This is a genomic window from Vibrio sp. J502, from assembly GCF_025397955.1.
GTDB lineage: Bacteria > Pseudomonadota > Gammaproteobacteria > Enterobacterales > Vibrionaceae > Vibrio > Vibrio anguillarum.
In genome coordinates this window covers 1,182,379-1,205,750 of record NZ_CP104554.1, presented here as the reverse complement: position 1 = coordinate 1,205,750, position 23,372 = coordinate 1,182,379, and the positions used below count along the sequence as shown (strand labels likewise).

The window sequence follows — 23,372 nt, the reverse complement described above, 5'->3', positions numbered from 1 at the left end:
GATGAAACTTAACGCTGCCCTACGTCTACGTTAAGTAATGAAAATAACAAGAGGAAACAGACATGAAAGATAGATTACCTCGCAGTGTACTTGCTACCTGCATTCTCGGTGCTTCGCTTGCCGCGCCTCAAGCATTTGCTGAAGGCCGACTCGTGGTTTATTGCAGTGCCACTAACGCCATGTGCGAGACAGCGACTAAAGCATTTTCTGATAAATATGACGTAAAAACCTCTTTTGTTCGCAATGGCTCTGGCAGCACGCTGGCCAAAATCGAAGCAGAGAAGAAGAACCCACGCGCGGATGTTTGGTATGGCGGCACGTTGGATCCTCAATCACAGGCGGGTGAAATGGATCTCTTACACGCTTACCAATCCCCGCAGCTTGAATTCATTATGGATGGATTTAAAGATCCAGCGAAACGCAAAGGGAACTACTCTTCGGCCGTTTATATGGGTATTTTAGGTTTTGGGGTGAATACTCAACGTTTGGCTGAAAAAGGATTACCGATCCCGCGCTGCTGGAATGATTTAACCAAACCTGAATACAAAGGAGAGATTCAAATCTCTGACCCACAAAGTTCGGGGACTGCCTATACCGCATTAGCCACCTTCATTCAACTTTGGGATGAAGATAAAGCCTTTGATTATTTCAAAGCACTCGACAAAAACGTCTCTCAATACACCAAATCAGGTGTTACCCCTTCACGTAACTCAGCGCGTGGTGAAATTGCGATTGGTATTGGTTTTTTGCATGACTACTCACTCGAACAATCGAAAGGAGCACCGCTGGAGCTGATTTCGCCTTGTGAAGGTACAGGTTATGAAATTGGTGGTGTGAGCATTATCAAAGGGTCGCGTAACCTTGATAACGCGAAACGGTTTGTTGACTGGGTCATGTCAAAAGAAGGACAAGAGCTGGCATGGAAAGAAGGTCAATCTTTCCAAATTTTAACTAACACTCAAGCGGAACAATCCCCCAACGCCCTCGACCCTAAAAAGTTAACCTTGATCGATTATGACATGGATACCTATGGATCCTCTGATGAACGTAAGCGATTGATTAATAAGTGGGTTAATGTTGTAAAAATGGGCGAATAGCCAACGCATTCCCTTGTCTTAGCCTCGATGGGCAGTGCCTACTGCCCTTTTTATAAAGCCAATACCAGGCTTATCACCGTGTGGCTACAAATAACTTTGGTACAGAAAAATGAATGAATTTACAGCAGGCACTGCACCACATCGGCCGCTAAAAACCTCGCATAGGGACCCGATTTTTTATTGGATCCTGACGTTATTGTGTGCGTTTGTGCTGTTGCCCTCTTTTGCACTTGATTACGGAGTGTTTGATTCAACATCGCAAGAGTTTTATGCCGCTATGGGTTGGAGCCGTGCCAATATTTCTTGGTTATGGTTTGCGCTTCCGGGTGTACTTCTCATTCGCCCTTGCTATGCAGGTAATAAGTACGCCAAACACCGTCACTATTTTGATATCGGTTATTCAGCGGCATGCATGTTTTTCGTGTTGGTCAGCTCTTGGTATACCCAGCAAGGTTTAGGTTATTCAACCATTGCACTATTTATTGCCTTAAGTGCTGTCATGACATTGGCATTGGCTCGTCTTGAGTTTTTGGGCGGTGACAGCTTCGTGATTGGTGCTCTGATCTCGATTGTTCTCTTGATCACGATTTTTATTATCTTTCCGAGTATCGCCATCTTTGTACCGATGTTCCAAGATGAAATGGGGAACTTTGTTGCGTGGCAATTCATTGAAATTTTGAGCCGAGCGCAGATCATACAAATTGTTTGGAACTCCGTACTGCTTGGCGTATCTGTGGGTATAGGTGCCACTTTCTTTGGTTTGATCTTTGCTATCTATACCACACGCATTGCCACTCGCTCCGCTTTCATTGCGCGAATTTTTTCTATTCTTCCCATTGTGACTCCCCCTTTTGTCGTTGGGCTTGGGGTGACTTTAATGCTTGGGCGCTCCGGTTATATCACCGAACTCATGGTGGATTGGTTTGGGTTACAACAGACAAACTGGCTGTATGGTTTTACAGGCATTTGGATGGCACAAGTGCTCGCCTTTGCTCCTATGTCATTCATGATTTTAGATGGCGCGATGAAATCCCTACATCCATCATTGGAAGAGGCGTCCTACACGCTGCGTGCTAATCGTTATCAAACTTTTTTTAAAATTGTCATGCCATTGCTCAAGCCTGCTTTGGCCAACAGTTTCTTAATCATCTTTGTCCAATCACTGGCCGACTTCAGTAACCCGCTTGTACTTGGGGGCAGTTTCGATGTGTTAGCCACTCAGATTTACTTCTACATCGCAGGAGCTCAATTAGATTACGCTTCCGCCAGCACACTTGGGGCCGTCTTGTTGCTATTTTCGTTGGCGATCTTTGTTGTCCAATATCTGTGGATAGGAAAGCGTTCATACGTCACCATTTCCGGCAAATCATATCGTGGCGATGTGCAAGCGCTGCCTACCTTACTTAAACATACGGTTTCGGCACTGCTCTATTTTTGGATGGCATTTAACATCTTGCTTTATGGCAGCATCATCTTCGGCAGCTTCACCGTGAACTGGGGTGTAGATTACAGTTTAACGCTTAAAAACTATATTCATCTGTTTGGCATGGGAATGAGTGAAGGTGCTTGGCCATCACTCATCACGACGATGATTTATGCTGGCGTTGCAGCGCCATTGACCGCCTTCTTTGGTCTGTTGATTGCGTATATCGTTGTTCGTCAGCAATTTTACGGTAAGAAAGTGATTGAGTTTGCAACCATGCTTTGTTTCGCCGTTCCGGGCACGGTTGCGGGGGTATCTTACATTCTTGCATTTAATGATGCGCCTATTTACCTCACCGGTACCGCGGCCATTGTTGTGATTTCCATGGTGATGCGTAACGTGCCAGTAGGTATTCGCGCAGGTATTGCAGGGCTAGGCCAACTTGATAAATCGCTCGATGAAGCGTCACTTAGTTTGCGGGCTAACTCCTTTAAAACCATTACTCATATTCTGTTGCCGTTATTACGACCAGCAATTCTCTCAACACTGATTTACAGCTTTGTTCGAGCAATGACGACCGTCAGCGCCATTATTTTCTTGGTGACACCAGAAACACGGGTGGCAACGTCTTACATCCTGAATCGTGTAGAAGATGGTGAGTATGGCGTTGCGATCGCATATGGCTCGATTTTGATTGTTGTGATGTTGGCTATTATTTTAATTTTTGATTTTATCGTTGGCGAGGCACGTGTTTCTCGTTCTAAAGCCAATAACCAAGAATAACCATTGGAGATATCACCATGGAAAATGAAAACTTTGTTGTTTTAAAGAATGTCTGCAAGCGTTTTGGCGATAAAACCGTCATTGGTAATTTGGATTTAGAAATCAAAAAAGGCAGCCTTGTAACACTGCTCGGCCCTTCAGGATGTGGAAAAACGACCGTGCTGCGTTTGGTCGCAGGGCTCGAAAAACCAACCAGCGGCCAAATTTTTATTGATGGTGAAGATGTCACGAGTACCTCCATCCAGCAACGTGACATCTGCATGGTGTTTCAATCTTACGCTCTGTTTCCTCACCTTTCCTTACATGACAACGTAGGTTATGGCCTAAGAATGATTGGCTTGAGTAAAGATGAAGTGAAACAGCGAGTGGATGAAGCCTTGAAATTGGTTGATTTAGAAGGCTTTGGGGAACGTTACGTTGACCAAATTTCAGGAGGTCAGCAACAGCGAGTAGCGCTCGCTCGCGCGTTGGTGCTTAAGCCTAAGGTATTGCTATTCGATGAACCGCTCAGTAACTTGGACGCCAATTTAAGACGCAGCATGCGTGAAACTATTCGAGAGTTGCAACAGCGTTTTAATATCACCTCTTTGTATGTGACGCACGATCAGGCTGAGGCCTTTGCCGTTTCTGATACTGTGATTGTGATGAAAGATGGCGACATCATGCAGCAGGGGTCACCAACTCAACTGTATAAGCACCCAACCTCGATGTTCATGGCCAACTTCATGGGCGAAGCCAATATTTTTGAGGGTCAATATGATGGTGAATATTTGATCATCAATGGCTATAAGATCCCCGCTAATGATGACAGTGTCACGGCTTTGCCTGCGGGAAATTATCAAATTGGTGTTCGACCAGAAGCTATTTTGCTCTGCGCGGACGGTGATGCCTGCCAACAGTGTCAAATTACCAGTATTGCTTACATGGGGTCGATGTATGAAGTGTTGGTTAAATGGCACAACAAAGAGCTGTTACTGCAACTCAACTCGTCACAATTTGACCCCAGTTACGCTGATCACCCTTACCTGACGATCAACCCCGTTGGGTTATTCCTACTACCTGAAGATGCTTAATACTGCCTAGCTTGACCAAACGCCTCCAAACGAATGGAGGCGTTTGTGTCTTAGTGAGAGCAATGAACAACTTAACGAGAGCAATGAAAAAGATCCACCCGCACAAGTGAGATTGGTTATAATCATCAGCCAGTTAGCACCAAGGCATGAGTTGCGTTATCATCCTTACCTTGGTTTGTCGCCACTAAAAATGGGCGAGTGATGCTCAATCAATGAGTTTAACTTGTCTGTACGGCGCTCTTCTCATCGCACAATTAAGAGACATTTCATGTTACTTCCCACACAAACAAGTTGGGTTATTTTAGCGGGTGGGCAAGCCAGCCGTATGGGTGGACAAGACAAAGGGCTGATTGAACTCAATGGCCAACCTTTGATTCAACATGTCATGAATAAGCTTAAGCCGCAATCTACTAACCTGACGATTAACGCTAATCGTAACCATGCACAGTATCGTCAGTTTGCGCCTGTCATTTCCGATACCATGGCTGATTATCCCGGGCCACTCGCTGGAATTCAGGCAGGGTTAACCCATGCACAAACCGATTGGGTTGGATTTGTCCCTTGCGATTGCCCGTTGATCAATGACGATCTTGTTGCGCGTTTTTGCCATGCTGTTCAAGACTCGCATGATATTTTAGTCGCCCATGATGGTCACTTCGCTCAACCCGTATTCACCCTTATTCACCAACGTGTGCAGCCAACACTGACTGCATTTTTAGAACGTGGCGAGAGAAAAATCACCCGTTTTTATCAAGAATGCCACACAGATTACGTTGACTTTAGCGACTCGCCAAACTGCTTTTTGAACCTCAACACGCCTCAAGATCTGGCACAATTTGGAACTTTGACATCATGAAATATCAAGCGCCTTCATGCCCTTTACTTGGTTTTGCGGCCTACTCTGGCACAGGAAAAACGACCCTGCTTGAAGCCTTATTGCCCAAGTTAAGGGCAGCAGGCCTAACATTAGGCGTACTTAAGCACGCGCACCACGATTTTGATATTGATAAACCAGGTAAAGATAGCCATCGGCTGCGTAAAGCGGGGGCAAGCCAGATGTTAGTTGCATCGCGCTATCGTCATGCCATGATGACTGAGACGCCAGAAGCCGAACCCGATTTCGAATATCTTTTGTCTCGCTTTGATTGCGATAAACTCGACGTAATTTTAGTTGAAGGGTGTAAAAACCTCGCCTTTCCAAAAATTGAATTGCACCGTGCTGAAGTGGGTAAACCTTGGCTATATCCAAATGATGAAAATATCATCGCTATCGCCGCGGATGAAGTTGTGAAAAGTGCTTTACCACAAATGGACATCAATAATCTCGATGCAATCGCGGCGTTTGTGATTGAATATGTACAGCGTTGTAAATGAAATATCCTGCGCTATTTCGGTGGTGAAAGCGTGACAATTATCCCACTTAAAGGCAAAATCTAGCTCATTACATGTTGGTTAGTCATGTTTCAGCGCTGCCAACGCCCCCATTTTCAATTGGTTGATAGTAAGCGATCAACCTTTTTTTATTTTCCCGAGATTGGGAATGACGATTTTAGAGAGATGATCATGGCTCGCACCATTTTGTACACTTACAAAAATGAAGATAAAACGCTGACTTTTTCTTACGAAAAGCATCACAACATTCAAGAAGCAGTAGCCGAAGCGGAAGGTATTGATATTACTGATTTTTTAAAAATGGAACAGCAGCTGGAAATGATTTCTGACGCAAAAGCGGTACGCAATTACCGCGATAACCACTTTAAAAAGTTAGGCTTTAGCAAGTTAACACTGCAACAAAAAGAAAACGTAGGTGTGGGTAAAAAAGGCGCTAACACTCAATAACCAGAACTTAGGTTAATCAGGTTAAAAAGTTAACTTTTGACTGATATAAAAAAGGGCCCGTTTGATTATAGGCCCTTTTTGTTTGATTTTATGATTTGATATTAAGGAAAGCCGCACCACGTACGCCGCCTGAATCACCATGTTTTGCTTTGATGATCTTCGGACATTTCGCGACAGAAAGCAGGTATTTCGGTACGCGTTTAGGCATCTCTTGGTAGATCAATTCAAAGTTTGATAAACCGCCACCGAGTGCAACAACGTGTGGGTCATTGGCTGTGAAAATGTTGGCAAAACAGATGGCAAGTAGTTCCATAAAGCGCTCAACATGCTCAACGGCTTTCGCTTCACCTGCTTCATTGGCGTGAATGATATCAATCGCTTTTTTGTGCTCGCTATAATAGTGCTCGTACAATAGCTCAAAACCGCGGCCAGAGAGATAACTGTCTAAGCATCCTTTCTTGCCACAACCACAGCCGAGCATCGGCGCGTTATCGCCAAGATGTAACCATGCATCAAGAGGCAGACGCATATGACCAAACTCCCCTGCTACGTGGTTACGACCAGAGAATACTTTCCCTTCATAGATAAGGCCGCCACCAAAACCTGTGCCGAGAATTAGGCCCATAACCGAAGGCTCATTTTTCAGCTCATCGTCCCATGCTTCAGAAAGCGCAAAGCAGTTTGCATCGTTTTCAATCTTCACGCTGCGGCCAATTTTTGCTTCTAAATCAGCACGCAATGGTTTGCCTTTTGCAGCAGGAACGTTGACGGTTAATACCGTAGCATCATCAGCATCTTCCATACCTGGTAGGCCAAGGCCTATTTTACCTTCCACACCCAATTGCGCGTCATATTTACTCACCAACTGCGCAATGGTTTCAACTAGCAGATTGTAGTCGTTTGTTGGGGTAGGAACGCGCTCCGTTGCTACGCGTTCTAACTTCTCATTAAACGCACCAAACTCAATTTTAGTGCCACCGACATCAAAGCCGTAGTACATGCAATCTCTCCTAAAATTTGCTCATCAATGAGCTAAAAATAAAACTTTGGGCATTATCCACAGAGCTCAGCCTACAATCCGTGACCAAGTACCAATTTATCTGGTCTATAGGTTCGATTGAACAATTACTCATCACCAAATCGATCAACTTTAGAGTCACGTCTCGCTTTGCTGCTGGTCGATGAAACGTTTCAAGACTGGCCTGCTCAAATCATGTTTTAGGCGGGTTTTACTCAGTAAGTAACTTTCCCGAAACACTTCAAACCATTGGCTTAATAGCAGAGAGGCTTGATGCTCACCCACTTCAGCCAATACCAATGACGCCACTTCAGCCGTTGATAAATGCTGCTCATTATCAGATTTACGCATCATATATTGCGATACGCTTTTAGGTGCGATAGACATCACCGGAAGCGCATCCAAATAAGGTGATTTGCGAAACATTCGTCTTGCCTCGCGCCAGCTTCCATCAAGCAATATCAACAGTGGTTTGCGTTTATCGTGCACGCTGGGAGGGCTTTGCATTACTCGAGGCTTTTCATCCACATGCTCTTCGGGAAAAGTGACGACTGGTTGATAAGCGGGATTATTCAATAGTGCTAGCATTTCCGCGTGAGGTTCGGTGCGATTCCACTGATAAACGTAAGTTTCTTTAATCACATCGGCAATTAGTCGACCAGTATTACTGGGTTTAAATACTTCATTTGCAGAAACCAGCAGTAATACTGCGATATCCGTATCCATATCCGGTTGATGGCTGCATAAGCAGTATTGCGTGGCGACCTGACAATAGGCGCAACGTTCAACTTTCGCACCACGAGCTTGAAAAGGTTTGGTCGATAACGCTAAGCGATGTTGGAACAAATGGTTAAATGCGTGGATTCTCATAAATCAGGGCGGCAAGCTGGAAAGTGCTGCCGATTGTACTTACAGTACAAGCAGATTCCTAGTACAAGACCATTGAATATGAGCCATTAAGCATGAACCTGAACCCTGAATTGATCCGTTTGAGCGTATTTTTCGCTGTATTTATGCTTTGTGCGCTGTGGGAATGGTCTTGCCCACGTAAAACACTCACCCAAAGTAAAGCCACTCGCTGGCTGAATAATTTAGGTTTGGTTGGTTTAAATAGTGTGTGCTTATCGCTATTGATGCCAGTGTTAGCCATTGAAGCGGCTTATTGGGCGCAGCAAGACTCGGTTGGCCTTTTTAATTGGGTGGATTTACCACAAGTGGCTGAAATTACACTGTCAGTTATTATTCTTGATGGCGTGATTTACGCCCAGCATGTGCTTTTTCACTTCTCTCCTTGGTTATGGCGTTTACATCGCATGCACCACGCTGACCAAGATATTGATGTGACCACTGGCTCGCGCTTTCACCCACTTGAGATGATCCTCTCTTTGTGGATCAAAATCACTTGCGTGATCATTTTGGGTGTCAGCCCATTCGCGGTATTGATATTTGAGGTTGTGCTCAATGCGAGCGCGATGTTTAACCACAGTAACGCAAAATTACCGTTGAAAATGGACCGTTGGCTTCGCTGGTTGGTGGTGACACCTGACATGCATCGGGTACATCATTCAGTCATTGTGCGAGAAACTCACTCCAATTTTGGTTTTTTCTTGTCATGTTGGGATCGGCTATTTCGTACTTATCGTGCGCAGCCAGAATTGGGCCATAAGCAGGTCATTATCGGCCTACCACTCTTTCGAGAGAAGCGTGAGCAGTGGTTGGATAAAATGCTTACCCAACCATTTAGAAAAAAGTGACAACGTCATGAAAATACAGAAATTCGCACTGGATAAGCTAGTTGAGCGTATATTTATGCAACATAGCCTGCTGTTCACCCGCAACTTCAGCCACCTGCTCTGAACTTTCGACCATGGCTTCAAGCTGTAATTTGGTTTGCTCGCCTTGCGATGAAACTTGGCTGATAGATTGACTTACATCGGCCGTCGCTCGTTCTTGTTCTTCTGTTGCAACGCTTATCTGCTCAACTCGAGCACGAATCTGTTCCACTGCTTTTTCTATCTGCTCAAATGTTGTTTTGACTTCTTGACTCGATTGCAGCGCATTACTCATCTCTTGCCGCGAATCCGATACCGCTTGACGAGAGCGCTGCGTTGCATTGGTGAGTTCATTCATCATGTCCCGGATATTGGTGGTTTGCTGTGATGTATCGCTGGCTAATTTGCGTACTTCATCGGCTACAACCGCAAAACCACGCCCTTGTTCGCCAGCTCTTGCTGCTTCAATCGCGGCGTTCAACGCCAGTAAGTTGGTGCTGTCAGCAATACCGCTGATCATATCCACCATCTCGCGAATTTTCTTCACGCGCTGGTCAAGCTCGTGCATTGCTTCATCGTTTAAATGCAGTGTATTTTCAAGAGATTCCAAGCGAACACGGTTTTGTTCCACAACTTTCACCCCTTGCGTAGAAAACTGGCTGGCAGCCACTGATTCTTCATAAGATTCACTGGTCACAAGCGCGATATTCCGAATCGCCGATTCCAACTCACTCACTGTGGAAACCATGTTAACCAACGAATCATTTTGTGCGGCTAAACTGCGGTTGGATTTATCGGCTGCATCGTGACTGGTTTCGGCATTTTGGTAGAGCACTTCACAATTGCGCGTTACGGTAGAAATTGAATATTTTGTTGATTCAATAACTTGGTTTAGTTGTAGAGCAACTTCTTTAAATTCACTCGGGCCAATCAAGCGAGCGGGTTGAGAAAAATCGTGTTGAGTTAATAATGCAAGCTTGGCCAATAAGTTATTCAGCCCCAGCTTTAGCCAGTGGCGTAACCCTAGCCATGCAAGTAAAACCAAAGCGACCAGAATAATGCCGCCAGTATATTGTACTTGCTTAACCATTAGCATTGCGTCATGAACCACGTTCTCACTATGTTTGATCAACTCACTTGCGGTGGCAGAAATCGTATTTAGCAGTGCTACCGTGTCTTTGGCTAGCTGCGCAGCTTGTGCCATTTCTTGTCGCTGCTGCTGTGCTTGCTCAATTTTATTTAAGATCAGTGCTAAAATGCCATGCTCAACAAAACCCGCTTTAACCATTTCATAAGGTGCCGTCAGGCTTGCAAACTCCATAACATCAGGATGCCACTCTTTGAAATCATCAAAGGCTAGCTCAATTCCTGCCATGCGATTACGGATTTCCTTAAATTGCACTTTGGCCTGTTCAGGATCGCTTTGCATCATTAACAGTAAGAAGGTACTTTCCATCGAACTTGCACTGGCAATAAAGCGGTTAGCCGCATCCATCGATTCCGGGTTATCTAATGCGAGAAATGAACTGATCCGGTTCATCTCCGGTCCAATGGAGCTTAATCCGTAACGAAACGCGGTGGCGGCGTTATCGATAGCATTCTGCTGTTCAAGCAAAGAGGCCTGCGTTGATAAAATAGAATAGGTGAGCTGCTGAAAAGCCGCACTTTTGCTGCGTAACGACACTTGATGATCTTGAGTAATCGCGTTACCGATACGAGTAGCGATGGAGAAAAGCTGGTCAGTAAGTTGGTCCGTTTGCTGGTTTAAGTGGCTTAATTGCTGGTTTACCGCTTCTAATTCTGCCGATTCCGTTGTGCGAATGCCATCTCCGAGAGATTGTACTTGTTCTAATATATTTTGCGTCAACCTTGCATTATTTAATGCCAAAGGTAGTGTTTGTTCAGACAATCCAGAAAACTGTAGCCCTACCTTATCGATGCTTTTTAAACTGGTGATGGATAAAAGGACCACCAGTAACGTCATCGTGATGAAAATGGCACTGATGGTTTGAATCAACGACAGTGAATGTCGATTATTTATTGAGGAATTCATGATAAATGCAACTAAGTGATTAGAGAATGTGTTAAGGCTCAACCATAGTAGGAATGCAATATTTCAAAAATGTTTCAGTTACATTTCATTGGGATGATAAATGATTAAAAGTCCAATACTCTTCGCATTATCAATAACTAGTGTGCTAACGGGTTGCGTAGGATCGCCTATTTCGTCCAATTTTGGCCCTACTTATGTTACTCAAGAAGAGATTCTGTCAATTGTTCAAGATAAAGACGATGGATTAGGCACGGTTTTTCAGCGCTGGCAAGGAGTGCCGTACCGATTAGGTGGTGAAACGTTGAACGGAGTCGACTGCTCAGCATTTGTGCAAATAGCGTTTAAAGATGTATGGCAGATCCCTCTACCACGAACCACACGCTCACAGAGTCAAACGGGGTTTGAGGTAAATTATCAAAATGCGCAGCGCGGGGATTTGGTCTTTTTTAAAACATCAAGGACGAGCAATCATGTTGGAGTCTATCTAGGAGACAAAAAATTCATGCATGCCTCTACGTCTAAAGGTGTGATGATCTCAAGAATCGATAACCCCTATTGGGCTTCTAAATTCTGGCAATTTAGGCGGATTATAAGCCCGCCTAACTCTGATTAGTCATACTTCAATTAGTCGTACTTCGCAACGGCAGTATCGAACAGATTCTTCACTAAGGCGATGTATTCATCAAGAAAAAGGATCTGTTCGTTGGTCGCAGGTTTACTCCAAACACCCGCCAATACTTCACCAAGATCTTCCACTACAGAATCGGCTTCTTTGAGCAACTGGAATCGAACACTGGAATGTAGCTCAGGGTTTTGTTCAAAAATAGCCATGATGTTGCTTGAAACCATGTCGGTCACAACATCTTCTACACTTTCAGCGCCAATATCTCCGCCTGATGTGAACACATCCATATTAAAAGAGAGATGCTCTATCAGAGCCAAATAACCATCGGTTTCTACAACCACTTTAATTCTCCGCTTTACCGCTAAATTGCTAGTAATCACTGTACCTTCAATAATACTAAGCCATGTCAGCCCATTTTCACAGATTTGATAGTTTAGACGTTCAAATTTCCCGCGATTTCTTGATAAGCATCTATTTCACGAGCATTTATTTTCCCCAAAGTAGGATACGGCATCCTATAAATTGGGTTACTAGCACCTAAGCAAGATCAACTTATGAAAAATATAGCGTTATTTTTAATACTATTTCTGTATTCGCATCTGCAAATTCTTGCACTTAATCACATTTATGAGCATTGGTGCTCCCTCAAAAGGAAAGTGGCCAAATTATGTGTCACGCACTTCTGAAATATTCGTAACCATGACCTAAACTACGAATTATTAAGTAAATCAAGGCAGAGGTCGTTATGTGGCAAACTCTCATTCAGCAGTTATCCGATACGCTCATGTTTGAATTTAACCCTGTTGAAAAAGAAAAAGTCAGCGGTGGTGACATTAGTGATTGCTACATGATCAGCGATGGTGAGCAACGCTATTTTGTTAAAGTAAACACACGAGACTTCTTAGCTAAGTTTGAGATTGAGGGTGAAAACCTACGTTCGCTTCGTGAAACGTCAACAGTACAGGTTCCCGAGCTAGTGATGATTGGAACCAGTAAAAATCATGCGTTCATTGTTTTAAACTATCTACCAACCAAACCCCTAGATAACGCGACGAACAGCTATGAGTTCGGTGTACAACTGGCCAAACTGCATCAATGGGGAGAACAAAAAGAGTATGGGTTTGATGCAGAAAATTATATTGGTTCCACTTTGCAGCCAAATCCGTGGGACAAAAAATGGGGTCGTTTTTTTGCGGAACAACGTATCGGCTGGCAATTGCAATTGTTGCGTGAAAAAGGAATTGAGTTGTTCAATATCAGCGAGTTGGTCGACGTTGTCCAATCTCGCTTAGCTAACCATAGCCCTCGCCCATCTCTGCTGCATGGAGATTTGTGGCATGGGAATGTGGCAAACTCGGTATTTGGTCCAATTTGCTACGATCCTGCCTGTTATTGGGGTGATCGTGAATGCGATATCGCAATGACAGAATTATTTGAAGGTTTTCAACCTGAGTTTTACCAAGGCTATGAGAGTATCTTACCTTTGAGTTTGGACTATGTGGAACGTAAGAATATTTATAACCTCTATCATGTCCTCAATCACTACAATCAATTTGGTGGCCACTATTTGGTCGAAGCGGAAAGTTTGATCAAGAAAATCCTCTCCTTTTAACGGTGTAAACAACCGAGCTGTATAGACAACAAATGAGCCTTAATAAATGGCTCTTTTGTTGTTTTATGGGCCAATTCAAAATTTGAACTTAATTTGCCGCTTAAAGGAACTTAGCGACTTAGTATTAAGGTATCTCCAAGGATGTAAGGAAAGAGATATGAAAAATTATACGGAAAGAATGGTCAACTGCCCTCACTGCGGTCATTCCATTAGGATCACCCTAGATGCATCAAATGGTAGCCAAGAGTTTTATGACGATTGCCCCGCCTGTTGCCATGCGATTCATCTCAATATGATGGTCGATGAACGTTTAGACAAAATAGAGTTGTTTGTTGATGCCGATGATGAACAAATCTTTTAAAAAGTGAGCGCTTGGCAAGCGCTCTTCTTAATGGTTACGTGCAACACGCCAAGCCCTCCTATCTAGCCTAATCAAGCTTTATCTAAAATAGATTTCACCACATACAGCGCGACGAGCAACCTTCCCAATAAACATTAGGTAATTTCATCAGTTTTTCATGGAGCTTAGTGTGACATTTCTTTATCATCCATGCCTACGCGATAAGTTGATTATTGGTCGCGATTTTTGCTTGTCCTTCCTCTGGAGATATTTGTGCATCGTTATAAACAAGAAGCTTCAAATTTAATCAAATTGGCAACACCTGTGTTGATTGCCTCTATTGCTCAAACTGGAATGGGCTTTGTAGATACTGTCATGGCTGGTGGTGTGAGTGCGATTGATATGGCTGCGGTATCGATCGCGGCGAGTATTTGGCTACCTTCGATTCTGTTTGGTGTTGGGTTGTTAATGGCGTTGGTTCCTGTGGTAGCGCAACTCAACGGATCAGGGCGGCAAAAGAAAATTCCTTTTGAAATACAGCAAGGCGCAGCGCTAGCGTTGTTTGTCTCTATTCCCATTATTGGTGTTCTTTTTCAAACTCAATGGATTTTGGGGTGGATGGATATTGAGCCGTTGATGGCTGAAAAAACTAACGGGTACATGTACGCCGTGATGTTTGCCGTACCTTCTTATTTACTATTTCAAGCATTGCGCAGTTTCACGGATGGTATCTCACTGACTAAACCCGCTATGGTGATTGGTTTCGCGGGCTTATTAGTTAACATTCCACTTAACTGGATTTTCGTATACGGAAAATTTGGCGCACCAGAGCTAGGCGGTGTAGGTTGTGGTGTGGCGACGGCAATTGTCTATTGGTTGATGTTTTTTATGCTGCTGTTTTATGTCGTCACTTCTAAACGCATGGCGCACATTAATATCTTTGGTGAATTCCATAAACCACAATTGAAAGCGCAAATTCGCTTATTCAAGCTTGGTTTTCCTGTGGCGGCAGCGATATTTTTTGAAGTTACTCTATTTGCTGTGGTCGCATTGTTGGTCGCTCCACTCGGTTCATTGGTGGTGGCGGCTCACCAAGTCGCTTTGAATTTCTCATCATTAATTTTTATGTTACCGATGAGTATCGGCGCGGCAGTGAGCATCCGTGTTGGCCATAAGCTGGGCGAAAAAAATATTGAAGGGGCAACCATCGCTTCACAGGTTGGCTTGTTAGTCGGTTTATCTACTGCAATTATCACGGCGACGTTAACGGTCCTATTTCGTGAATATGTGGCTTTGCTTTATACGGAAAACCAAGCCGTTGTAGCCATGGCGATGCAGTTGCTTATTTTTGCGGCTATTTATCAATGTATGGATGCGATTCAAGTCGTTGCAGCAGGAGCGCTACGTGGTTATAAAGACATGACGGCTATTTTTAATCGTACCTTTATCGCTTATTGGATGATTGGCTTGCCAACGGGCTATGTATTAGCAATGACAGATTTCATTGTCGAACCTATGGGTGCCAGTGGGTTCTGGATAGGATTTATCGTTGGCTTATCTTCTGCTGCTTTAATGCTGGGTATCCGCTTACACTGGATGCATCAACAAGCCGATAGCGTGCAACTCGATTTTGCATCGAAATAACAGCTTGATTCTCTGAATTTCAACGTGGCGAAAAGGCGTTGCGATGAAATAATAAGGTCAGACATTGTCTGGCCTTATTTATATTGCTGGCCTTTCTCTCATAAAACGTGCAAATCTTGGTTTCCCTTCTGCAGTGAGATCATTAAAACGAAAAGTAATAATGGATCCGATCTTTGGCGGATTATTTCTGATCTCATCAGAAAAACCGCTGCCGATATAGAACTCAACACCGTTTTCTAAGCGCACTAGCACTGATCCCATCATACCTTGATATTTGCCAGAACCCAGTTTATAACCAATGACCGTAGCTTCAGCATCTTGGTGTTTTTTAAGCTTAAGTAAATCGTTACTGCGGCCGGCTTGGTAATGGGCATTAATTTTTCGCAGCATCACCCCTTCACCCTGCCCATCACTTACGTTGTCTAAATACCCAAGCAGCTCTTTTTCTGAGTGAATTGGTGAATGTTCAATATAGGTAATGTGCGGAGCATTCATGAGTGAGTATAAGTGGATGAGATTGCGGTATCGCTTTTGGTAGTCACCGATCGCTTCGGGCATATCAAACAGCATAAAGCGGATGCTTTGCCACGCTTCATCGGTTGGTATGGTATCCAATACCGTTTGTTGAACGTGATGAAATTGACCTCGTCCAGCCCAAAGCTCTCCTTCTAATGCTTTATTAGGTAATGATGCAGTAAACCAAGCAGGCGCATTTATCTTATTACCATTACGCGTATGAAGATATTGTCCATTCCAGACGGCGCGAATTCCATCCAGTTTTTCACTTTTCCAGTACTCAGCAACATCAATGCCATGTTGGTAACTATTGGCTGCTGTGACCGGAATAAACATCTGAAAGTTTTCCGTTGCAGTGACAGGAATTGTGTTCAATAAAGCGATGGAGAGTAGCGATAGTTTCAGTTGCATGCCATCAGGCTCGATCAATCAAAATGTGGTACATACTTAGCACGTGCCACTCATATGAAAACCATAAACAAGATAAATTGCGATGAAATTCATACTCAATCATCTCTAAAAAACAGCTTATTACATAGACAGTTACGACATGTAGATAGTGTTTTATCAGCATTTTAAACCTAAGCGTTTTTAGGCTGCACGTGTGTATTCAAGCCACTCCAAATGATTTTGCCCGGCTTTTAAGCCCATGTCATAGCCTATGTTGAGCAACGGTAACTTCATCGTCAATCTCTTAACGGGAAACCCTTCAGGTGGCGCGATTACTCGGATGATGGCATCAGAAGGTGGATTGCGAATAAATTCAAGTGATTGGTTGTAATGTTTCGCACGAAATAGCATTGATTTAGCCATATTTGGATGGCGTGAAAAGAGTTTTTTCATCATCCACTTACTTTTAGGGGGCGACATGATATAGCTAAGTGGATGTGATAAAACAACCGTAATATCTCGTGCTCCACGGCGATACGCTTCTTTAACAGGGATCGAGTCAGCAACCCCTCCATCAGTGTAGCAACCACCATGGAAACAAGGCGTATGCTTATAAACTATCGGTAGCGCGGATGTGGCCTCAATGGCCGTACTCAAGTTTTCTTGAGTCACTCGATAATAATCGGCTTTACCCGTTTCGATATTGGTTGCAACGGCAAAGAAAGGGACTGAGTTAAACAGTTTGTCTTCATCAATCGGATAACGTCGGTTGGACTCATCGATTAGCCAACGCACATCGACGAGATTTCCCCCCTTAATAAAGCGAATTGGGTTAAAAAAAAGACGGTCGGTGGCAAGCTGAGTTACAACGTGATAACTGCGTCTCGGTTGCTTCGCAAGGTAGCTGATTAAGTTTGAAGCTCCAGCTGAAACACCTAATACAAAATCAAATGGGTTATGCTGATGTTGTAAAAAACTATCCAAGACTCCACTGGCAAAAATGCCGCGCATCGCACCACCTTCAACCACTAACGCTTTCATCATGATTCTCTCTCTGTACTTCATCGTTAAACGTTATGGTACGGAAAAAATCAGAAAGACAATAATAGGTTCTCTTTATCACTAAGATAGGCAAAACCGAACAAATGTCAGTCTTGATAATGACGATTCAAAAATCGTAAAAGGTCAGACGCCTCATCATCGGGCAGATGAGGCGCTATGATCAGATATTAGCAGTTTGCGCTTGCTGAACTTTTTGTAAACGAGAAAGGAATTTGATCCATCCTTTGGCATGGCTTGATGGGTTTAGGTTTTCAGCTTGCTTGGCTTGGTATAGAGCATTATCGAGTTGATTGAGTTTGTACAGCGCATGAACTCGCGCTAACGCGACATCGGCTTTTTTCTCGCGCGTGGTGACTTTATCCAACGCCTGTAACGCTTCTTTAAATTGCCCTTGCTGGTTGTACAGCAGCGCCACTTGCCAATAGTATTGCTCATCCTGTTCAGCTGCTTTTGTCCATGTTCTGATCGCGGATTGCCATTCTTTGGCTTGCTGCCAGTAAGTGGCTTGCTCTTTCAGTAAAGTTAAGTCTTGATCAGCATCAGATAATGTTTGCAGAACTTGCGCCGCACGTTCTGGAATGCCATTTTGCGCATACAACTGCGCGAGCAAGTGTTTATCCTTATCGGTTAATTCCACACCTTGTAATTTGGCTAACGCTAGACTGTTTAATGCTTGACGACGCTGATCTAAACGCAGATGTAAACCGACCAACTGTCGCCACCAACTGGCTTGGTCAGGCTCCAGCATGATCAGTTTTTCTAAAGTTGGAATGGCCGCCCTCCATTGTTCTAGCTGAAGCTGCGCACCTAATTTAAGTGACAGTGGGTTTTTAGTATTGAGTGGTGTCACGGTTTGGTATTTATCCAACGCATGCAGCACTTTTTTCCATTGTGCAATTTGGTAGTGGGTTTGTGCGATACGCAACCACAGATCGTCTACTTTCTGTGAAGGAGGAACGGATTTCAATAATTGGTAGTAGTGCGGTAACGCCTTTTCAAATTGTTGTTCATTGACATACAGATCAGCCAACATACGTTCGGTGGTCCATGCCTGCTCATCTTGCAGCTCTCCACTCTCTACAGCGTACTTGATCTGTTTGACTGCCGCTTTGGGCTGACCACTTTGCCAATAAAACACACCAAGCATCCGGGCAACAAATGCTTTATCGTAAAGACGTGACGTTTCAACACTGCTCAGTACCTCAATGGCTTGAGTGAGGTTCTCTTCTAATGCAAATTGCTGTGCTTTTTGCACTTTCAGGACTGTTGTCGCACTTAATTCGCTCGCATTTAAAGAGAGCGAGCCGATAACAAGTGATAAGCCAATCAACATACGTTTCATCATTTGGCGATTTTAAACTCCACAGTCACGGTTTGTCCCGGCTGCTCAATGGCTTTGCCGTCAACAATCTGAGGTTGATACTTCCATTTTTTCAGCGCTTGCATCGCTTCACGCTCAAACATACGTTTAGGATTGGCATCGACGACATTGATGTCGACGGCTTTTCCTGTTGTATCAATGGTAAAGCTTAATGTAACGAAACCTTCTACGCCTCGCTTTAGAGCTCGGCTTGGATAAAGCGGCTCGACACGATATAACGGCATTGCCTGCTGGTTTGAGCCAAAATTACCAAAGGTTGGTGCGCTAATCGCCACCCCATTAAGCGCTGTATCCAAACCCAAAGCTGGTAAACTAGTGAGTGATGTAGCGGCCGTAGCGGTAGTTTGTGACTGTGTCACTTGTGCTTGCGGTGGCGGCTCAGGCAACTTTAAAGGTTCCGGAACGCTACGTTGGCGACGCTGTAAATCGTGTTCTTGTTCCATCATCACCATGTTAAATCGCAGTGCTTGAGTTGGTTTTACAGCGTGTTGGTTACCGTTATCCACCATCCACGCCATAAAACTGAACAGCGCCAGCGAAATCGCTCCTGCAATTGGCAAAGCAAGCAGTAAACGTCCCATTAACGCTTCTCCGCCGCCAATGCGATATTTTTCACTCCGGCCCCTTTGGCCGCATCCATCACTTTAACAACCGTACCGTTATAAGCATGTTCATCCGCTTGAATCACTAACGCCGCATCTGGTTGTTCGAGTAGCAGATGTTCTAGGGTGGCCTCTACACGTTCAACATCAATCAAGCGTTTGTCGATGTAAATATCATTGGATGCATTGATAGCGACAAAAATACCCGCATCTTTCTGGCTCACCGCGTGAGAAGCTTGAGGACGGTTAACCTCAACACCTGATTCACGAACAAATGAGCTGGTGACAATGAAAAAAATCAGCATGATAAAGACGATGTCGAGCATCGATGTTAAGTCTATCTGCGCTTCATCATTTCTTGGTTGGCGTCTGCCTAATCTCATCGCAAACTCCTTAACGATTTTTCTAATTTTAATTCAAGTAGATGACACTTTTTTGCAAGACGAGCATGCACAAACATGCCCGCAAGGGCCGCGACCATTCCGGCCATTGTCGGTAATGTGGCCAATGAAATGCCAGATGCCATCAATTTAGGATCGCTACTGCCTTGATTTGCCATCACATCAAACACAGAGATCATTCCGGTGACTGTGCCGAGCAGCCCTAACATTGGGCAAAGTGTGACGAGCAGTTTGATCATGTTAAGGTTGTGGCGCAGCATCTGCTGTGCTTCACCAAGCCAACCTTCGCGAATCGCATGGGCATACCATGAATGATGTTCCGTGCGTTGATGCCATTGTTCTAACCACCCTTTTCGATATTTAGGAAAGCTCAACACCACAAACAGTACGCGTTCGATGATCAACAACCAATAAAGCGCCACCACCCCAGCTAGCCACCATAAGACGATACCCCCTTGCTGCATAAACTGCTGCAAGGTTGTTAGCCAGTCATTGCTGAGCAGTGCGCTTGGCAATACGCTGTTCATTACGCCGCATTCCTCATTGAAGCTTGGCATTCTTGTTCTGCTTGCGCAGCAACGAGGCCAATCCCCTGTTTTTCTAAAATAGAGCGAATATTTTCGGCTTGAGAGCTTAAGATATTGTGAGCCAGTAACAGTGGAATCGCAGAGACTAAACCCAGCACGGTAGTCACCAAGGCCATTGAAATACCACCTGCCATCACTTTCGGATCACCATTACCAAATTGTGTGATCACTTGGAAGGTTTCAATCATGCCGGTCACCGTACCTAACAACCCAAGCATCGGTGCAATCGCGGCTAATAACTTCAGCATCGATAAACCTTTTTCCAAATGCGCTTGTTCATCGACCACCGCTTCCAGCAAGCGCAGCTCCAACGCTTCTACGCTGCGATTTTGCTCTTTGTTATAGACGCTGAGTACACGCCCCAATGGGTTATTACCAATTTTCTGTACATCTCTAAGCTGCGCTTTGATCTTGTGGTGAGTCATCACCAATGCGAAGCCGCGATAGAAAGCAATGATTAAACCAATACCAAGCAGTACCAAAATGATGTTCCCGACCGCACCACCCATTTGTAGCCGTTCGGCTAACGTTGGCGTAAGGGCTAGCTGTTCAAGCATGATGCCACGCGAAGGATCGACCACCAAGCTTTCGATTTCTCCCGTATTTAGGCCAGAGAAAATCGGTCCATTGTCCGGTTGTTTCAAATAAGCGGTGGAGGCTTGTTTATCCCCGTTCCATTTGACATAACCTTGCTCTGTCACCAAACCAAAGGTTCCAATACGATAAGCGGCCACACTTTGCGTGACACCGTCACCATTGATAAATGCGATCTGAACGCGGCTTAGCTCACCACTGGCGATGATCTGTTCAACATAGCTGTGCCATAACCCCGTCAGCTGCGGCATCGAGGGTAAAGATTTTGCGGCGACAATTTCTTGTACCCGCGATGTATACTGATGGCGATCAACCGCAGTGATGGAAGATTCCAATTCACTGCTTAATGCTTTGGCATTTTGGCGTACCACACCAAACAGCTCTCCAAGGCTTCCTGTTTCTAAGCGAAGCTGCTCTTCTAAACGTGCTAGTCGGTTTTCATTATTACTGAATTGCGTGCTTAGCTTATCCGCTTGCGCTTGTAAATCTTGGCGCTGAGCTTCTAGCTCTGCTTTGGCGCGGCGTAGCTGCTGTTCGGTTTGTTTAAAACCCGCTTCGCGTTCGATATTGTGCTGCTGCTGCTGTTTGTTTTCCACTTTGGCGTTGCTGACTAATTCCGTAGAAGCAAAGCTGTTGAAAGCCAATAGTGTTAAACAGAGTGATGAGAGAGAGAAAACCATCTTCATTTGCTTTGCTCCTCTACTAACTCAAGTGAAACAGGAATCGTCATTAAGTTTGGTGTAATTAAATTGTTGGCCATTTTGAAAGCGGTATCTAAATCGGCATATAGCCCACTATCGACATCGGTCCACTGGTGCGAGTTTTGGCTCCAGCTCCAATACTGTTTGCCATTTAAGCTACGAGCCACCAGCGATAAACGGCCAACGTATAAAATATCAGCTTCAATGGTTTTGTTTTCATTGAGCACCACTGCGCCTTGATAAACACCCAGTTTAGTCCCGTAATCAATTTCGATTTGGTACGCTTCAAGAATACGGCGGTATTTTTCAGCATCGCTGACATCCGATCGCACCATCATCGATTCCAGCTTTTCTAAACGCTCTAAACGCGTTTCGCGCTTTAATGGTTTGTCGTTTTCGATTAGGGTACGTAGCCCGTCGATCATCTGATACATCAAAGGAACGATGCCTTGGCGAGTCAGTTTTATCTCATCAATTTGTGACGATAAACTTTGCGCTTCCTGATTCTGGTTTTCCACCAGCGATGCCAAGTGATTACGATAAATAGTGAGATTTTTCACTTCTTCTTTTAACTGATCGATATCAGCTTGCATCAGCAACGCTGATTGAGAACTGTGATTGATGTTCTGTTGGCTGGCGACTGAAGCCGAATTGGTTTTATTTTGGATGGCATTCGCGTCACTGAGTGTAGAAGCATTTACTGCGAACAAACTGGTAGTCGCCACCAAGGACAAGCTGATTTTTAAAAGATTCATAGACGTTATTCATTACCTTCAACGAAGTGTTATCACCTTGTTGATAAAAGCTCTCATTATCATCAAGGATCGCATTGTAACGATTTTTTCCGGTGCAAACAACCACAGTATGCGGCGAACACTCTTTGTTGATGAGTTTTAAAGCCACCTACCCTTTATTTACCTTTACTGACCCCAAATTGCCAAACAGACTTCATTAAACTTTTGACTTTTATTTTGACCACTCGCCAATGTGTGATGGGCCGTATAGGTGCGGTATTTAGCAGGTGTTGGTAGGTTTTTTCGCTCAAACGCCCCTCTTTGCCGTGTGCAAGAAGCAGTGTTTCTGGGTTGAGCTTGAAGATCCGTTCAAGTGACTGGCGATATTGATTGGGATGGAAAATAGGAAAAGGGGCAATCAACTGCTTTTTCACTTCAACCATTAAATCGGCAACATACACAATGCCTTGCTGTGCATGGTAGACAGACAAATCTCGGTCGGTATGCCCTGGAGTTTCTAAGATTTGCCATTCGTTAAAATGAGGAATAGTGTCGCCATCGTTGAGCTTAATGTCAGGCTTTAAGACACGTGGATACCATAAATTCTGCCGCGGGCGGCCTAGGCGATTCGCCATCAAACGCGCAAGCGCAAGATCGGCTAGATGCATACAAAATCCGTCCAAACCACGATACCAATCATGATCTTTATTGGCAGAGATGATTTTACAACCCGTTAATGCACGCAATTGATGAGCTGCCCCAGCGTGATCTGGATGCATGTGAGTTACCACAACGGTATGCAGATGGGAAAAAGGACGGTTCAGTTCATTCTCAATGAAGTGCTGCAACGTAGGTATGTCTGCTCGACTTGCACCGTCTAGCAATAATAATCGTTCTGGATATTCAGCCAGATACATATTCTGAATATAGCCTTTGATCGTATGTAGCTTCACCGTTATCCCTACTTGACAGATCAGACCTCCTGCCTGATGTTGGATAAGCATAGCATTAGCGAAAGTGATGTCCAAAGCGCGTCGTCTCTCATTTCCATCAATTCCATCAATTCCATCAATTCCATCAATTTGAAGACAAAATAGAAGGCACGCGCTATGCTGAGCCGGTTTT

Annotated in this window: 23 protein-coding genes and 1 pseudogene; 11 read left to right on the top strand and 13 right to left on the bottom strand. The window is 44.3% G+C overall.

Translation table 11 applies throughout. The features are described from left to right. Positions 1-62 precede the first annotated feature (62 nt). The 6 genes and pseudogenes from N5E84_RS05655 (at position 63) to N5E84_RS05630 (ending at position 6,215) form a co-directional block, all read left to right on the top strand. Positions 63-1,097: an ABC transporter substrate-binding protein gene (locus tag N5E84_RS05655; protein WP_013856874.1), complete on the top strand. Its 1,035-nt coding sequence runs from the start codon at positions 63-65 to the stop codon at positions 1,095-1,097. A gap of 109 nt (positions 1,098-1,206) precedes the next feature. Beyond that, complete coding sequence (locus N5E84_RS05650; RefSeq protein WP_029388220.1) at positions 1,207-3,303, top strand: ABC transporter permease; 2,097 nt, start codon at positions 1,207-1,209, stop codon at positions 3,301-3,303. 17 nt (positions 3,304-3,320) lie between these two features. Continuing rightward, complete coding sequence (gene fbpC, locus N5E84_RS05645) at positions 3,321-4,376, top strand: ferric ABC transporter ATP-binding protein (RefSeq protein WP_017044718.1); 1,056 nt, start codon at positions 3,321-3,323, stop codon at positions 4,374-4,376. Between the two features lie 268 nt (positions 4,377-4,644). Further along, positions 4,645-5,232: a molybdenum cofactor guanylyltransferase MobA gene (gene mobA, locus N5E84_RS05640; RefSeq protein ID WP_029388219.1), complete on the top strand. Its 588-nt coding sequence runs from the start codon at positions 4,645-4,647 to the stop codon at positions 5,230-5,232. Then, a pseudogene (gene mobB, locus N5E84_RS05635) lies at positions 5,229-5,741 on the top strand (molybdopterin-guanine dinucleotide biosynthesis protein B); the annotation flags it as partial. The gene mobA and the pseudogene mobB, both read left to right, overlap by 4 nt. A gap of 198 nt (positions 5,742-5,939) precedes the next feature. Continuing rightward, the gene (locus N5E84_RS05630) at positions 5,940-6,215 is read left to right on the top strand and encodes a DUF2960 domain-containing protein (protein ID WP_029388218.1); all 276 of its coding nucleotides are present in this window, start codon (positions 5,940-5,942) and stop codon (positions 6,213-6,215) included. Positions 6,216-6,303: 88 nt separating this feature from the next. Here N5E84_RS05630 and nagK read toward each other — a convergent pair whose 3' ends face one another. Then, positions 6,304-7,215, bottom strand: a complete 912-nt coding sequence (gene nagK, locus N5E84_RS05625; protein ID WP_017050511.1) for an N-acetylglucosamine kinase — start codon at positions 7,213-7,215, stop codon at positions 6,304-6,306. A 156-nt stretch (positions 7,216-7,371) separates the two neighbouring features. Next, positions 7,372-8,103, bottom strand: coding sequence for a tRNA-uridine aminocarboxypropyltransferase (locus tag N5E84_RS05620; protein WP_019282163.1), 732 nt, complete (start codon positions 8,101-8,103; stop codon positions 7,372-7,374). 92 nt (positions 8,104-8,195) lie between these two features. Between N5E84_RS05620 and N5E84_RS05615 the strand changes: the two genes are divergently transcribed. Continuing rightward, complete coding sequence (locus N5E84_RS05615) at positions 8,196-8,987, top strand: sterol desaturase family protein (RefSeq protein ID WP_019282162.1); 792 nt, start codon at positions 8,196-8,198, stop codon at positions 8,985-8,987. 37 nt (positions 8,988-9,024) lie between these two features. On the opposite strand, the gene N5E84_RS05610 is transcribed toward N5E84_RS05615, so the two are convergent. Further along, on the bottom strand, positions 9,025-11,100 hold the full coding sequence (locus N5E84_RS05610) for a methyl-accepting chemotaxis protein (RefSeq protein ID WP_019282161.1): 2,076 nt from the start codon (positions 11,098-11,100) through the stop codon (positions 9,025-9,027). Between the two features lie 58 nt (positions 11,101-11,158). Here N5E84_RS05610 and N5E84_RS05605 point away from each other — a divergent pair, with 58 nt between their 5' ends. Continuing rightward, a complete protein-coding gene (locus N5E84_RS05605; RefSeq protein WP_019282160.1) occupies positions 11,159-11,671 on the top strand; it encodes a C40 family peptidase in 513 nt (170 codons plus the stop codon). 11 nt (positions 11,672-11,682) lie between these two features. Here N5E84_RS05605 and N5E84_RS05600 read toward each other — a convergent pair whose 3' ends face one another. Then, the gene (locus N5E84_RS05600) at positions 11,683-12,024 is read right to left on the bottom strand and encodes a DUF3802 family protein (protein ID WP_026027237.1); all 342 of its coding nucleotides are present in this window, start codon (positions 12,022-12,024) and stop codon (positions 11,683-11,685) included. Positions 12,025-12,428: 404 nt separating this feature from the next. Here N5E84_RS05600 and N5E84_RS05595 point away from each other — a divergent pair, with 404 nt between their 5' ends. From N5E84_RS05595 to N5E84_RS05585, 3 genes are all read left to right on the top strand, one after another. Continuing rightward, positions 12,429-13,295 (top strand): fructosamine kinase family protein, encoded by an 867-nt coding sequence (locus tag N5E84_RS05595; RefSeq protein ID WP_019282159.1) that lies wholly within the window; start codon positions 12,429-12,431, stop codon positions 13,293-13,295. A 157-nt stretch (positions 13,296-13,452) separates the two neighbouring features. After that, entirely contained in the window at positions 13,453-13,656 is a 204-nt protein-coding gene (locus N5E84_RS05590) for a CPXCG motif-containing cysteine-rich protein (RefSeq protein ID WP_010320526.1), read from the top strand. A 252-nt stretch (positions 13,657-13,908) separates the two neighbouring features. Then, a complete protein-coding gene (locus N5E84_RS05585) occupies positions 13,909-15,279 on the top strand; it encodes an MATE family efflux transporter (protein ID WP_026027236.1) in 1,371 nt (456 codons plus the stop codon). A gap of 78 nt (positions 15,280-15,357) precedes the next feature. Here the strand turns inward: N5E84_RS05585 and N5E84_RS05580 are convergent, their stop codons facing one another. The 9 genes from N5E84_RS05580 to N5E84_RS05540 form a co-directional block, all read right to left on the bottom strand. Then, positions 15,358-16,206, bottom strand: coding sequence for a DNA ligase (locus N5E84_RS05580; protein ID WP_029388217.1), 849 nt, complete (start codon positions 16,204-16,206; stop codon positions 15,358-15,360). 180 nt (positions 16,207-16,386) lie between these two features. Next, entirely contained in the window at positions 16,387-17,250 is an 864-nt protein-coding gene (locus tag N5E84_RS05575; RefSeq protein WP_019282157.1) for a patatin family protein, read from the bottom strand. A 157-nt stretch (positions 17,251-17,407) separates the two neighbouring features. Continuing rightward, positions 17,408-18,592: a tetratricopeptide repeat protein gene (locus tag N5E84_RS05570; RefSeq protein WP_019282156.1), complete on the bottom strand. Its 1,185-nt coding sequence runs from the start codon at positions 18,590-18,592 to the stop codon at positions 17,408-17,410. Continuing rightward, positions 18,589-19,209 carry an energy transducer TonB gene (locus tag N5E84_RS05565; RefSeq protein ID WP_019282155.1) on the bottom strand — a complete coding sequence of 207 codons (621 nt, stop codon included), beginning with the start codon at positions 19,207-19,209 and terminating at the stop codon, positions 18,589-18,591. The genes N5E84_RS05570 and N5E84_RS05565 overlap by 4 nt, the downstream gene beginning before the upstream one ends. Further along, positions 19,209-19,613 carry an ExbD/TolR family protein gene (locus tag N5E84_RS05560; RefSeq protein ID WP_013856855.1) on the bottom strand — a complete coding sequence of 135 codons (405 nt, stop codon included), beginning with the start codon at positions 19,611-19,613 and terminating at the stop codon, positions 19,209-19,211. The genes N5E84_RS05565 and N5E84_RS05560 overlap by 1 nt, the downstream gene beginning before the upstream one ends. Further along, the gene (locus tag N5E84_RS05555) at positions 19,610-20,158 is read right to left on the bottom strand and encodes a MotA/TolQ/ExbB proton channel family protein (RefSeq protein WP_017047623.1); all 549 of its coding nucleotides are present in this window, start codon (positions 20,156-20,158) and stop codon (positions 19,610-19,612) included. Before N5E84_RS05555 ends, N5E84_RS05560 begins: the two co-directional genes overlap by 4 nt. Further along, positions 20,158-21,498, bottom strand: coding sequence for a MotA/TolQ/ExbB proton channel family protein (locus tag N5E84_RS05550; RefSeq protein ID WP_019282154.1), 1,341 nt, complete (start codon positions 21,496-21,498; stop codon positions 20,158-20,160). The genes N5E84_RS05555 and N5E84_RS05550 overlap by 1 nt, the downstream gene beginning before the upstream one ends. Then, positions 21,495-22,268 carry a DUF3450 domain-containing protein gene (locus N5E84_RS05545; protein WP_019282153.1) on the bottom strand — a complete coding sequence of 258 codons (774 nt, stop codon included), beginning with the start codon at positions 22,266-22,268 and terminating at the stop codon, positions 21,495-21,497. Before N5E84_RS05545 ends, N5E84_RS05550 begins: the two co-directional genes overlap by 4 nt. 155 nt (positions 22,269-22,423) lie before the next feature. Next, a complete protein-coding gene (locus N5E84_RS05540; RefSeq protein ID WP_019282152.1) occupies positions 22,424-23,200 on the bottom strand; it encodes an MBL fold metallo-hydrolase in 777 nt (258 codons plus the stop codon). Positions 23,201-23,372 lie beyond the last annotated feature (172 nt).